This is a genomic window from Gemmatimonadota bacterium (genome assembly GCA_016719105.1).
In the GTDB taxonomy this organism is placed as follows: Bacteria; Gemmatimonadota; Gemmatimonadetes; order Gemmatimonadales; family Gemmatimonadaceae; genus SCN-70-22.
Genome location: JADKAQ010000002.1, coordinates 1 through 14,139, shown reverse-complemented (window position 1 = coordinate 14,139; position 14,139 = coordinate 1). Strand labels below are relative to the sequence as shown.

At 67.3% G+C, this 14,139-nt stretch carries 8 protein-coding genes; 4 read left to right on the top strand and 4 right to left on the bottom strand.

The window, feature by feature from the left end; translation table 11 throughout:
* Positions 1–117: 117 nt before the first annotated feature.
* The 4 genes from IPN47_03750 to gyrA all read right to left on the bottom strand — a co-directional run bounded on the left by IPN47_03750 (position 118) and on the right by gyrA (position 8,700).
* Positions 118–1,434, bottom strand: a complete 1,317-nt coding sequence (locus IPN47_03750) for a hypothetical protein (GenBank protein MBK9407160.1) — start codon at positions 1,432–1,434, stop codon at positions 118–120.
* Positions 1,435–1,472: 38 nt separating this feature from the next.
* A complete protein-coding gene (locus tag IPN47_03745; GenBank protein MBK9407159.1) occupies positions 1,473–4,526 on the bottom strand; it encodes a SusC/RagA family TonB-linked outer membrane protein in 3,054 nt (1,017 codons plus the stop codon).
* A 406-nt stretch (positions 4,527–4,932) separates the two neighbouring features.
* Positions 4,933–6,129, bottom strand: a complete 1,197-nt coding sequence (locus tag IPN47_03740; protein ID MBK9407158.1) for a 6-bladed beta-propeller — start codon at positions 6,127–6,129, stop codon at positions 4,933–4,935.
* A gap of 42 nt (positions 6,130–6,171) precedes the next feature.
* Positions 6,172–8,700: a DNA gyrase subunit A gene (gyrA, locus tag IPN47_03735; GenBank protein MBK9407157.1), complete on the bottom strand. Its 2,529-nt coding sequence runs from the start codon at positions 8,698–8,700 to the stop codon at positions 6,172–6,174.
* Positions 8,701–9,034: 334 nt separating this feature from the next.
* On the opposite strand from gyrA, the gene IPN47_03730 reads away from it, so the two are divergent.
* The 4 genes from IPN47_03730 to mmsA form a co-directional block, all read left to right on the top strand.
* Positions 9,035–10,216, top strand: coding sequence for a histidinol-phosphate aminotransferase family protein (locus IPN47_03730; GenBank protein ID MBK9407156.1), 1,182 nt, complete (start codon positions 9,035–9,037; stop codon positions 10,214–10,216).
* A 99-nt stretch (positions 10,217–10,315) separates the two neighbouring features.
* A complete protein-coding gene (locus tag IPN47_03725; protein MBK9407155.1) occupies positions 10,316–11,533 on the top strand; it encodes an amidohydrolase family protein in 1,218 nt (405 codons plus the stop codon).
* A gap of 19 nt (positions 11,534–11,552) precedes the next feature.
* On the top strand, positions 11,553–12,815 hold the full coding sequence (locus tag IPN47_03720) for an amidohydrolase family protein (protein MBK9407154.1): 1,263 nt from the start codon (positions 11,553–11,555) through the stop codon (positions 12,813–12,815).
* Positions 12,816–12,941: 126 nt separating this feature from the next.
* Positions 12,942–14,139: CoA-acylating methylmalonate-semialdehyde dehydrogenase (gene mmsA, locus IPN47_03715; GenBank protein MBK9407153.1), on the top strand; the 1,198-nt coding region annotated here is incomplete at its 3' end.

Genomic DNA, 14,139 nt, shown 5'->3' with positions numbered 1-14,139 from the left:
CGACGAAGGGCGCAAAGGCCGTGCCCGGTAACGCCGTGCGGCGGAACGGCAAACGGGGCGGGATCCCGAAGGACCCCGCCCCGCTGCTCGAACGCCTCACCTCAGCGAGAAACTCGCTTAGGCGTTGCGGTCGATGCACCCCGTGAAGTTGGGGTTGTTCTTCTCCGTCAACGGGATGATGAACTGCAGATCGGTCCCGAGCTGGAGCCCGTCCTTGTGGTATGCGCCCGTCGGATAGACGCTTTCGGCGCCACGCCCATACTGCCGGACGAGGCGGCGCAGGTCACCCAGGCGATGCCCCGACGCGAAGAGCGCGAAGGCGCGCTCACGGAACATCAGGTCGACGCGAGCCGTCGCCGTTCCCGGATCGGTCACGGCAGCCATTCCCCAAGGCGCACGCGCGGCATTCAGCTTCGAGAGCCACAGCGAGATGTTGTTCGCCTTGAGCGCCGCCTCGGCCTCGATCAGGCGCGCCTCGACACCGGTGACGATCGGCATCGGGCTCGTGAACGAGGTCGCGTTGGCGTAGTACCAGCGCGGCGTCTGCTTGTCGAACGCAGACGGCGAGCCGTCGCCCGTCACCGGGACGCGCGGGTCGAGCGCGGTGGCGAAGTTGAGGCCGTTGGTCCCCTCGCGATCCGACACGAGGATGCCATCGTTGCTGTTCATGTAGTCCTGGAACCCGTTCTTCTGATAGTCAGAGGCGAGCGAGTGCAGGGTGGTGTACGAGAACGACGTCGGGACGCTGGCCACCGCGGCCGCCGCCTGGTCCGTGAGGCCGAGGTCGAGCAGGCCACGGCCGCGAAGCACCGAGGCGAAGTTCTTGGCGCGATCGTCGCTCCCGGCGCTGGTGACGGCGGCCGTCAGCTTCGTGACGCCGGCCTGCAGCACCGCCGTCGTCGTCTGCGGGGTACCATCGACTCCCGGGGTCCCGAGGGGCACGCCTGAGCAGAACATCTCGCCCAGCATGATGTGTGCGTAGCCCGACATCGCCTCCATTTCGCCGACGCGCGGGTCGGTGGCGCTGACGGCCTTGAGCGCCGCCGACGCGCGATCGGCCTGCCCGCGCAGCATCTGCGTCTGCAGGTAGAACTGCGCGACGAGCGTGTTGGATTCGGGCGCGGCCCGCTGGTCCATCTGGCGCACTTCCGGCGGCGTGGCGCCAAACCGGAACTCATCGGTCAGCAGCCCCGTGGCGGAGATGATGCCCAGGGTACCGGCGTTGAGGAACGAGAAGTCGCCGATGACGCCCGCATACAGCGCGGTGACGCCAGTGGCGTTGCTGAGTCCACCCGGATCGATGATGTCGGGGCGGTCGACCTTGAGGATCTTGTCCGTCGAGCATCCTGCGCTGGCAACGAGCGCCAGCGCGAGGACGGCGCGACTCATGGTGTGGCCGGTGGTCCGGCGCACACGAGGAAGCACTGTGTTCATGTCATGCTCCAGTCGGTTAGTCGTGTGGTCGGAACGCATCAGTAGTTCAGGTTGACGCGAACGGTGAAGTAGCGCGGCTGGCCCAGCTGCACGAAGGAGTACGGCGTGGCGTCGGTCCCCTGCGTCTGCGACTCGGGGTCGGCACCGGAGAACTCCTTGGTCCACATCCAGATGTTGCGGCCGGAGAAGACGATGCTCGACTCACGCGACTTGAGCAGCGTCGTGACGGTCTTCGGCAGCGTGTACGTGGCCGACACTTCGCGGAGGCGGATGAAGTCACCCTTCTCCCAGTAGGCGCCCAGGGCGGCGCCGGCGATCACCGCGCGGGCCTGACGATCGAGCGGCGTCCCCTTCACGTGCGTGTCGGCGCAGTTGTTCGGGCCTAACGCGCAGGCGAAGCCGTCGGAGATCTGGTGCATGATGTTGCCACCACGATAGTCGAGCAGCCCGTTGATGCGGAGCTTGTTCTTGAGCAGGCCGACCGTGTTGTTGAGCGCGAACGTGCGGCTCGGCACGCTCGGGCCACCGTAGACCGGCCCGGTCGTGGTGGTCACTTCGCTCGGGACGATGACGCCGTCGCCGTTGGCGTCCTTGAACCCGGTCATGTTCGGCCAGTAGTTCGAGAACAGCGGGCGCCCCGGCGCGTTCTGGTAGCCGAAGCCGCCGAACGGCTTGATGCCAGGTGCAAGCGAGACGAGTTCGTTCTTGTTCCACGACGCCTCGATCTGGGCGTCATACTGCAGGTTGTTGTAGTCGAGCACGCGGGCGTTGAACGAGACTTCGAGCCCCTTGTTGCTCACCACGCCGACGTTGTCGAAGATGGCGCGGCCGGCCGTCTGCGACGGCGAGATGTCGCGCTGCACGATGGCGTCGTCGGTGCGCTTGTCGTAGTACGTCACCTGCAACGACACGCGGTTGCGCAGCGTGGCGAAGTCGAAGCCGCCCTCGATTTCACGCGAGCGCTCGGGCTTGAGGTCGTTGTTCCCCTGGGCCCCGAAGACCGCGGCCGGTGCCTCGCCGCTGAGCAGCGTGGCCGTGACCGGGTTGAGGAAGGTGATCGAGGCATTGGCCGTCGGCTGCTGCCCCGAGACACCCCACGCAAGGCGCGGACGGAAGTTGTTGACCCACTTGGCCCCGCTGTTCTCGCGGGCCACCCACGACAGCGTCGCCTTGGGATAGACCGCGGCGCCGAAGTCCTGGCCGAAGGCGCTGTTCTGGTCGCGGCGCACGGCGCCGGTGACGAACAGCTTGTCCTTCCACCCGATCTGCTGCTCCACGTACACACCGAAGGTGACGAACTCGGTGGTCTGCTCGCCCGAGGTCTTCTGGGCGCCGGCGTCGATCGTCGAACCGCCCGGCGGGAGGACCTTGGCGCTGTTGAACGTCACGAAGCGACCGTCGCGGTTCCACTGCGCACCAAACGCGGTCTTGCTGTTGAAGTCGTTCCAGACGGTCTTGGTGACCGTGGCGCCGGCGTCAACGGAGTAGCGCTCGTTGTTGTATCGATTCACGGCGCGAAGACCATCGACCTCGACGCCGCAGAACGGGCAGCCCTCGCCCGTACGGATCTTGGCCGCGTCCTGCCAGTTCATGAAGTCGAGGCCGACGATGGCGCGCGTCGCGAGCCAGTCGCGCGGCTTCCAGTTGGCCGAGATCGAGTTGATGAACTGACGCACGTCGCGCGTCGTCGCACGCGAGAACGCCTGTCCCGGCGTCGCGAAGCCCCACGCGTTCGGCGCCGCCGGGTTGGCGGTGCCAAACAGGCCGGAGCCGATCACGCCGTACAGGTTGTCGCCCGTCTGCGGAATGATGTTGGACGACGAGATGAAGCCGCTCGAGAGCGACAGGTCGCCGTTGCCCCACACCGGCATGCCGAAGTTGCCGCGAAGGCTCGTCTTGGCCAGCTGGTTCGGGAGGCGCTGCCAACGCGGGATCGACGGGGTGCCGCGGCTCGCGATCAGCGAGTCGATTTCGGCATCGGGCATCTGCAACACGCCGATCTCGTTTTCCCACGTGCCGCTGACGAAGTAGCGCAGCGACTCCGTGCCGCCCGACACCTGCGCGCCATAGGACTGGCGATTGCCCGTCTTGAACGGCGACGTCTCCGCATCCATCAACAGGTTGCGCGAGTACTGCTGCGTCAGCGTGCAGACGCCGCTCGCCTCGCGGGCGAGCGTACAGTCGATCTCGCGACCGTTCGCCTTGTTGACGCCCTTGTTGTAGTACTGGCCGCCGTAATCGTAGGTGTTCTCGGAGGTGCCACCGCTGCCGAACACCGACCAGCGCGGCGCCGTCTGGCGCCCCTTCTTGGTCGTGATCACGATGACGCCGTTGGCCGACTGGGTGCCGTAGAGGGTTGCCGCGGAGGGGCCCTTCACGATCTCCATCGACTCGATGTCGTCGGGATTGAGGTTGTTCAGGAAGTTGGGGCTGCCGCCGCCCACGTACGTGTCGCCGAGCTTGCCCGAGATGTCCGGGCTCCCCTGCTCCATGCGAACCCCGTCGATGATGAGGAGGGGATCGTTGGAGAGCGACGCCGAGGAAAGGCCGCGGACGCGGACGCGGGCGCCACCGCCGACCGTCCCGTTCGACGCGATCATCGTCACGCCGGCGGTACGTCCGTTGAGGACGTCCTGCATCTGCGTGATCGGCGCCTTGGACACGAGCTCGGCGGCGTCGATCTTGGCGATCGAGTTGCCCAGCTCGCGCGTGAGCTGCTGACCGGTGGCCGTCGTGACGACCGCTTCGAGCTGGTACGGCGCCTTCGTGAGGACGAAGTCAACCGTCGTCGTCTGGTTCGCCGTGACGGAAACCGACTTCACGTCGGACAGGTACCCGATGCGCACCACGCGCAGCTGGTAGTTGCCCGGCTGCAGTCGCAGCAGGGCGAACCGTCCGTCCGCACTGGTGATGGTACCGATCGTGCTCCCGTCGACGCGCACCTGCGCGCCATCGATGGGCAATCCTCCGTCTTTGTCGGTGACTCGGCCGGTGACGCGAGTGCCGGCGCCCTGCTGGGCGCCCACGCTCGCTGTCGCGAGGCCGGTCAACGCAGCGACGGCCATCAGTCCGCGAACAAGGGAACTGCTCATGACGCCTCCTGGGGTTGGGGGGGAGAGGTGTCCAAGCGAATCCGGATGCGCGTGAGCGCGGGAGGCGACCCCCGGATTCTCGGGGCATACCGTTGTGTATACAAAAACGGCGGGTAGCGCGCGCTATCCTACGCCTTCCGCGAGGGTGTCGCAATATCTGAGTGTGCAATCGTCGCAGATTCCCGCCCAACGCCGGATCCTGTACCGTCGGCGCGCCGTTTGTCCCTCCACCATCACCCCTCGTCACGACCGCCGGGGAGCCCCCCCCTCGATCGGGTAGGCGAAGCAAAGTGCGCCATGCCCGGCGGGGATTCCCGCCGAAAACCTGCGAATGCGATGCCCCCCGCTCCGCCGCGCCCGTTGGGCGAGAGGAGGGCGAGAGGAGGGCGAGAGGAGGGCGAGAGCGTTACGGCGCGCGGTAGCGCTGCAGGTAGCGCAGATCGTCCTCGTCCTTCCGGACGCCATACAGCACCCCCTTCCCGAAGCCCAGCAAGGTGACGTCCTTGGGGAGCCGGACCTTGCGCTCGAGCTTCCCGCCAGGCGCAAGGACGTCGTACTCGGCGATGTCGCTGGCCCCGGCGATCATCCGCGTCACCCACAGCCGCCCGTCCGGCGCGGCCCGGACGCCCGCGAATGGCGGTTTGACCGTGGGCCAGGCCGCCGGCTCCTCCACATCCATCTTGATCCGGGGCATCTTCTGGCCGCTCCCGGCGGCCATCGAAGCGCCGAGCTTGAGTCCCTGCTCGGCGGCTTCACGCGTCGCCTTTCGGGCGAGGGCCTTGTCGGCCTCGGTCACGGTCAGCGGCGTATAGGCAACGCGGGGTCCGACCTTCTTGCGCCCCGCTGCGTCGATCCATTCGGTGTGGTAGTCCGACGCCCGCGCAACGGCGACGACGCCACTGGGGAAGAGCGCCCAGGAATCGCGAAGCTCGAAGGCGGTCATCGAGAGCTTGATATTGAGGCCGTCGGTCGGGTTGCCCGACATCTTGGGCGGCGGCGTGTGTTCGACACGAACGGCTAGGGTATCGCCGCGCCCGCCCAGCGACGCCCATCGTACCAGGGCGACGGTGTCGCTCACGGTTGGCAACTTCCCCTGCACCATCGTCAGCCCGCGCGACTCAGAGTAGAAGCGCCCTCGGGCATCGAGTCCGAAGATGGCCCCGAGCTTGATGATGGCGGCGGTTGCATCGCCGGCGGGCACCAGGCGATGCGTGCGCAACGGCCCCCCCTTGTCATCGAGGATCAGCATGCGCTGTTGCAGAAAGTCGAGCACGATGATCGAGTCGCCCGCATCGAAGATCCCGCTCGGAAGCTGATACTCGAGTGGACCGCTCCCCTGCCGCGAGACCTGAGTGGCGGTCTCCTTGGCGAAGTCATAGATGAAGAGGAGTCGGTCCTTGGAGTCGGCGACGAGGACGCGACCATCGCGGAGTTCGAGGAGCGCGGTTGGCTGCGTCAGCGGTTCCGGGTGCTCGGCGAGGGGGGCTTTGAGCGTGGTGGTCGTCACTTGCTGGGCGCACAACGGGGAGCAGACCGCCGTTGCCAGCAGCCAACTCCCCGTTGCAATTCCCTGGAAGACCCGGCCCCAAAGGGGCCGGGTCATCGCGTGCCTGGTCATGCTAGCCTCCGACCGAAAGCCGGTCTGTTACTCCTCGCTCTCCAGCTTCAGCTCCCCGCCGTCGGCCGGGGCCGCCGCGTCAGCGCCGTCGTCTGCTTCATCCTTGTCGTCGGGGACCACACGCGCCACCGCGACCACAATGTCGGTGCCGTCGAGGTTCACCAGCTTCACTCCCTGCGTGTTGCGCCCGGCCACCCGCACCTGCGAGACGGGGGAGCGGATCACCATTCCCGTGCGGGTGATGATCATGATCTCGTCCTCGGCCAGCACTTCCATGAGGGCGACGACGTCGCCGGTCTTCTCGGTCCGGTTGAGCGTCAGGATGCCCTTACCCCCGCGCTTCTGCACGCGGTACTCGTCGATGTGCGAGCACTTTCCGAGCCCCTTGCTCGTGACGACCATCAACGTGGCTTCGCGCTTGATCACCACCATGCCGACCACGCGGTCATCGGGACGCAGCTCGACCCCCTTCACGCCGGTGGTGTCGCGCCCCATTTCGCGCACGTCGCTCTCATGGAAGCGCACCGAGAGCCCGTGCTTGGTGGCCAGCACGATATCGTTGGTCCCGTGCGTGATCTGAACGTCGATGAGCTCGTCGCCCTCCTCGATCTTGATCGCCTTGATCCCGGTCGAGCGCGGATTGGCATACTCGCTCAGCGCCGACTTCTTCACGGTTCCGTTCTTGGTGCAGAAGAGCAGGTACTGGTCCTTCGGGAAGTCGCGCACGAAGACCATCGACTGGATCTTCGTGTCAGGCGTCGTGTTGATCAGGTTGACGATCGGCTTCCCCTTGGTCGCGCGCCCCGCCTGCGGAATCTCGTAGACCTTGAGCCAGTAACAGCGCCCGTCATCCGTGAAGACGAGGATGTAGTCGTGCGTGGAGCCGACGTACAGCCGTTCGATGAAGTCGCCTTCGCGCAGGTCGGCGCCTGACGAGCCCGTCCCGCCACGGCGCTGCTTTCGATAGGTGGAGATCGACGTGCGCTTGATGTAGCCGGAGTGCGACACGGTCACGACCATGTCTTCTTCGGCGATCAGGTCCTCGATGGTGAACTCGCCGTCGTCGCTGGTGATTTCGGTGCGGCGCTCGTCGCCGTACTTCTCGGCGACGGTCGACAGTTCCGACTTCATCAACGCCAGGCGGCGTTCCTTCGACTCCAGGATCCCGCGCAGTTCGGCGATGGTGGCCTGCACTTCGGCCAGCTCCTCTTCCAGCTTCTCGATCTCGAGGCCGGTGAGCTTGGCGAGGCGCATGTTGAGGATCGCCTCGGCCTGCCGCTCGGAGAGCTTGAAGCGCGCCTGCAGCGTCGCGCTCGCACTCGGCGTGTCCTCGGCGCTGCGAATGATCTTGATCACCTCGTCGATGTTGTCGACGGCGATCTTCAATCCTTCGAGGATGTGTTCGCGCTCGAGTGCCTTGTCGAGGTCGTACTGCGTGCGGCGGACGATGACCTCGTGCCGGTGCGCGATGTAGTGCGCCAGCACGTCCTTGAGCGGCATGACCTTGGGGACCAGCTGGCGCGTGTGCGGATCAGGGACGAGCGCCAGCATGATCACACCAAACGACGCCTGCATCTGCGTGTGCTTGTAGAGCTGGTTGAGCACCACACGCGGAATTGCATCCCGCTTGAGCTCGACGACGATGCGCATGCCGTCCTTGTCGGACTCGTTGCGCAGGTCGCTGATCCCCTCGAGCTTCTTTTCCTTCACCAGCTCGACGATGCTCTCGACGATGCGGATCGGGTTCACCTGGTAGGGCACCTCGGTGATGACGATCTGCGAGCGGCCGTTCGACTCCTTCTCCTCGATCATCGCGCGGGCGCGCATGACGATCTTGCCGCGCCCGGTCTCCTGGTAGTCCTTGATTCCGGCGCGGCCGTAGATGAAACCACCCGTCGGGAAGTCGGGCCCCTTCACGAACTTGCGGAGCTCCGTGGCGTCGAGCTCGGGATTGTCGATGAGGGCGATGGTAGCGGCGACGATCTCGCGCAGGTTGTGCGGCGGGATGTTGGTCGCCATGCCGACGGCGATGCCTGACGAGCCGTTGACGAGGAGATTGGGGAACGACGCCGGGAGGACCTTGGGCTCCTGCAGCCGGTCATCGAAGTTTGGCGCGAAGTCGACGGTGTTCTTGTCGATGTCGGCCAGCATGTCGACGGCCATCTGCGTGAGGCGCGCCTCGGTGTATCGGTACGCGGCGGCCGAGTCGCCTTCGATGGAGCCGAAGTTCCCCTGCCCGTCCACCAGCGGATAGCGGAGCGAGAACTCCTGCACCATGCGCACAAGCGCGTCGTACACCGACGAGTCGCCGTGCGGGTGGTACTTGCCTAACACGTCGCCGACGACGGTCGCCGACTTCTTGAACGGGCGCCCAGGGGTGAGGCCCAACTCGTTCATCGCGTACAGCACGCGACGGTGCACCGGCTTGAGACCGTCTCGCACGTCGGGAAGGGCGCGCGAGACGATGACGCTCATCGAGTAATTGATGAACGATTCCTTGATCTCTTCGTCGATGAGCCGGGGGACGATCCGCTCGCGTTGGTGAGGCGCAGTCATGAGGCCGAAGTACGGGGACGAAGCCACGTGGTCGAGAGGGGCGAAAGGTACCCGGGCCGTCGGGGGAAATCAACTCTCGGGCCAGTTCGTAACGCATTGCGGCATCGATACTTGCGAACAGGTTTTGGCCGCCACCCCGTGCCAGTTGCCGACATCCACCCCTCGATGGGTCTTCGGCCTCTGTTCGCCCCGCAGTTTCGGGCGCGTCGGCGGCGAATGAGAAGGCCGAGTCGCGCCGGTCATCGCGCGATGCATCGGTGCCCGAACGCGCGTCGACGCGGTGGAGGACGAGGGGTACATTCGACCGCGGTTCGCCACCCTCGCCCTGATGCCGATGCCCATCTCCCGCCGCTCGTTTCTCACCGCCGTCGGCGCCGCCGGCGCGGGCTCGATCGCCGCCCCGCACGCGGCGCATGCCATGGGCTGGCTCTCGGCGCGAGGACTCGAAGGGGGGCGCATCGCGTCCGGCCCGGGTGCGGCGTCTCGCACGAAAGGGGGCGCTACCGCCGACCTGATCCTCCTCAACTCGAACGAGAATCCGTACGGCCCCGCCTCCAACGCGATCGACGCCGTGATGCACATGTTCGGGCAGGCGGCGCGCTACCCGGACGCGCCGGAGGACGAGTTGCGCGCCACGATCGCCGCGCACCACAAGATCCCGGTCGAGTCGGTCATCCTGGGGTGCGGGTCGACGGAAATCCTCGCCTTCATTACTCAGGCGCTGACCTCGCCCAAGCGCCGCCTGATGACGGTCGCCCCGACCTTCGAGACGCCGAGCGACGTGGCCAGGCGCAACGGAGTCCCGATCGAGGAGATCCGGGTCGACGGCTCGCTGTTCATCGACCTGCAGGCCATGTATGAGATGTGCCGTGGCGCGGGGCTCCTCTTCATCTGCAACCCGAACAACCCGACCGGGACGATGCACGGGATCGGCGACCTCCTGCACTTCGTAGGGCAGGTGAACGCGCGCTCCCCGGAGAGCCATATCCTCATCGACGAGGCGTACTTCGAGTACGTCGACGACCCGACGTACGGCACGGCGATCCCCGCCGCGGTGAAGAACCCGCGCCTCATCGTGAGCCGCACCTTTTCCAAGGTGTACGGGCTGGCGGGAGTCCGCGCGGGCTACGCCGTCGGACACCCCGACACGATCCGGCAGTTGCAACCGTGGCGCACGCCGAGCGGGATCAGCGCGTTTGCCGGGGCCGCCGCGATCGCCTCGCTCGAGCTTCCGGACCACGTGGAGCGTCAGAAGGCGCTCAACACGCAGGTGCGCACCTTCTCGATGAACGCGATGCGGGAGCTCGGATTCTCCGTCGTCCCCTCGCAGGCGAACTTCTTCCTCACCGACATCCGGCGCGACCCGATGGCGTTTCGCGCCGCGATGCGCGATCGGGGGGTCGCCGTGGGACGCGCCTTCCCTCCGCTCACGACGCACATGCGACTCTCGATCGGGACGATGGAGGAGATGCAGAAGGCGCTATCCATCGCCGCCGAGGTGTTGAGGAAGGGATAGGGCCCGTACCGGGGGGAGGCGTCCTTCAGGATGCCCTTGCCGAGCCGCGATCCGGGCTCCCTCTTTAGCGCTCCCACGCCCTCTCCAGGGAGTCCCTCGATGAATCTCGTTAGGCTCGGCGGTACCCTTGTCGGCACCGCCTCCCTCCTCGCTGCGGCAGGCACCACGACGCGCGCTCAGGGCGTCGTCGCGGTGCGCGGTGCCACGGTGCATACCGCCGCGGGCGCCCCAATCGCCGGCGCCACGATTCTCGTGCGCGACGGGAAGATCGCCGCGGTCGGGCGCGACGTCGCGATTCCCGCGGGCGCAACCATCATCGACGCCACCGGGAAGGTGATCACCCCGGGGATGATCGACGAGCACTCGCACATCGGCGCCCGGCCCACGGACCTCAATGACCGGCCGATGATCATCGGGCCGCAACACCGCATCCTCGACGCCCTCGACCTGGGCGATCCGGATTGGAAGGACGCGGTGAGCGGCGGCGTGACCACGGTGATCACGGGCCCGGGGAGCGGCGAGAACGTCTCGGGGCAGGCGATCGTGATCAAGACGTTCGGAGACGCGCTCTCGCGCCGACTGGTGAGCGACAAGGGCGGGATGAAGTTCGCGATGGGACCCAAGCGCAGCGACGCCTATCCGTCGACGGCGATGGGGGTCGCCGCCAACCTGCGGCAGTACCTCATCAAGACGCAGGAGTACATGGCGGCGGCGAAGAAGTGGGAGGATGGCGGCAAGTCCGGCACGCCGCCGGCGCGCGACCTCGGCTACGAGGCGATGGCCGAGGTCTTGGCGAAGCGACTGCGCGTGCGCGCGCACGTGCACGCCGCCACCGACGTCATGACGCTCCTGCGACTCAAGGACGAGTTCGGGTTCGACCTCACGCTGCACCACTCGACCGAGGCGTACAAGGTGGCCCCCGAGATCGCGAAGCGCGGGGTGAGCGCGGTCGTCCTCCCGTTAGGCCCGCGCATCGGCGTCACCGACGACGCGATGGCCGGCCCGGCGACGCTCTGGAAGGCGGGGGTGAAGATCGCCCTGCACACCGACCACCCGGTGATCAACCAGAAGTGGCTGCGCCTCTGCGCGGCGCTGGCGATGCGCTACGGTCTCCCCGAGGATGAAGCGCTCAAGGCGATCACGATCAACACCGCGCAGATCGCCCGCGTGGCCGATCGCGTGGGGAGCCTCGAGGTGGGGAAGGATGCCGACTTCGTCATCTTCAACGGGGCCTGGTACGAGCCGTCGACCCGAGTCGACATGGTCTTTGGCGACGGCCAGGTGGTGTACGACCGCTCGCGCCCGGAGGGCAAGTAAGATGACGACGAGACGCACCATGCGCGCGGCGCTTGCGGCTGGCGGATTGCTGGCCACCCTCTGCCCTGCCCTGCTCCGGGCCCAGGAGCGCGCGATCGTCCTGCGCGGCGGAACGGTCGTCCCGGTGGACGGCGCCCCGATCCCGAACGGAACGGTGGTCATGCGCGGCGGGAAGATCGTCGCCGTGGGGGCGAACGTCGCGATCCCGGGTGGGGCCGAGGTCGTGGACGTGCGCGGCAAGTACATCCTCCCCGGACTGGTCGACGCGATGACGTCGCTGGGTGTGGCCAACTCCGACCTCAACGAGCCCACCGAGACGATCGCGCCGCAACTGCGCGTGATCGAGGGGTACAATCCGTTCGGGACCTTCGGCTCCGGCAAGCCCGGCGTACTGCGCAACGATGAAGTGCTCGGTGGCGGCGTCACGACGATGTACGTCGCCCCGGCCGACGCCGCGCTCATCGGCGGACAGGGGGCGGTGGTGAAGACGGCGGGCGCGACGCTGGCCTCGGTGATCGTACGGGAGCCCGCGTCCATGGACATGACGCTGGGCGAACCGCCCAAGCAGGCCGCCCGCCAGCGGCAACGTGATCCGGCGACGCGCATGGCCGAGGTGGCGATGCTGCGCCAGGCCTTCATCAAGGCGCAGGAGTACGAGCGGAACCACGCTGCCAACCCCGCGCTCCCGCGCGACCTGGGAATGGAAGCGTTAGGCAAGCTGCTCCGTCGCGAGCTGCCGGCGCGCATCCAGGCGACGAGCGCCATCGACATCCGGAGCGCCCTCGGGCTGGCCCGCGAGTTCAACCTCGCCCTCGTCCTCGATGGCGCCGCCTCGGCGCAGCTCTTCAAGGATTCGCTGGTCGCGCGGAACGTCCCGGTGATCCTCGGGCAGGTCTCGCATCCGTTCGTGAGCAACGAGGAGATCCCGGACCGGAGCGACTACCCGCCGGTCGACGAAGGGACGGCAACAGCGCTCATCAAGGCGGGGGTGAAGACGGCGATCGCCTCGTTCTCGCGCGCCTTCGGCACGCTGGCACCGGCAGGGTCGAGCAAGTGGCTCCTCGTCGACGCGGCAATCGCCGCAGGATACGGGCTCGCCGAGGCCGACGTCATCCGCGCGGTGACGCTCACGCCGGCGGAGATCCTCGGCGTGAGCGACCGGATCGGGAGCCTGACGGCCGGGAAGGACGCCGACGTCATCGTGCTCGACGGACCGCCGCTCTCGGTGAAGACGTGGGTCCAGCGCGTGTACGTCGGCGGGGAACTCGTCTTCCAGAAGTAGCCGCGCCACGCTCGACCATTTCGCGCCGCCCGTCCGCCTCCCGAGGCGACGCGGGCGGCGCAGTCGTATCTTCTCCCGGCCGGGCAGGGCCGCCTGGCCCCACTTCCCCCTGACCATGCTCTCGCCATGACGTCCACGATTGCCGGCGCCACCGATACCGCCGCCGATTCCGACGACTCGATCCCCTTCATCCACCACTTCATCGGCGGCGTGCGTCACCTGAGCGCTGTCGAACGTTGGGGTGAGGTGTGCAATCCCTCGACCGGGGCGCAGTCGGCCGCGGTGCCGTTTGCATCGCGGGACGATGCCGACGCGGCCGTGCGCAACGCGCTCACGGCGTTCGCCGAGTGGGGGAGCTGGTCGGCGCTCAAGCGCTCACGCGTGATGTTCCGCTTCAAGGAACTCATCGAGCGTCACATGGACGAACTGGCCGAGCTGATCTCGCGCGAGCACGGCAAGGTCTTCCTCGATGCCAGGGGCGAGGTGCAGCGCGGCCTCGAAGTAGTGGAGTTCTGTTGCGGAATCCCGCACCTGATGAAGGGGGAGTTCTCCGACTCGGTGTCGACCGGGATCGACTCGTACTCGCTGCGCCAGCCGTTAGGCGTGGCGGTCGGAATCACGCCGTTCAACTTCCCGGTGATGGTGCCGCTGTGGATGCTGGCCCCGGCCATCGCCTGCGGCAACTGCTTCATCCTCAAGCCGTCGGAGAAGGACCCGTCGGCGCCGGTGCGCCTGGCGGAGCTGCTGGTGGAAGCGGGGGCCCCAGCCGGCGTACTGAACGTGCTCCACGGCGATCGGGTCGCGGTCGAGTCGCTCATCACGCACCCCAACGTCGACGCCGTCTCGTTCGTGGGGTCGACGCCGATCGCGCAGTACATCTATGCGACGGCCGCCGAGCACGGGAAGCGCGTGCAGGCGATGGGCGGGGCCAAGAACCACCTGATCGTGATGCCCGACGCGGACCTCGACCAGGCGACCGACGCGCTGATGGGCGCGGCGTACGGATCGGCCGGCGAGCGCTGCATGGCGATCTCGGTCGCCGTCCCGGTGGGTGAGGAGACGGCGAATGCACTGGTCGCGCGCCTGGCCGAGCGCGTGCGCGCGCTCAAGGTGGGGCCGTCGCTCGCGGAAGGGATGGAGATGGGGCCGCTGGTGACGGCGGCGCATCACGAGAAGGTGAGCGGCTACGTGCAACTGGGAGTGGAGGAAGGGGCGACGCTGGTGGTGGATGGACGCGGCTTGCGCCTGGCGGACGGCGCGCACGACGACGGCTACTTCCTGGGCGGTTGCCTCTTCGATGGCGTGACGCCGGCGATGCGCATCT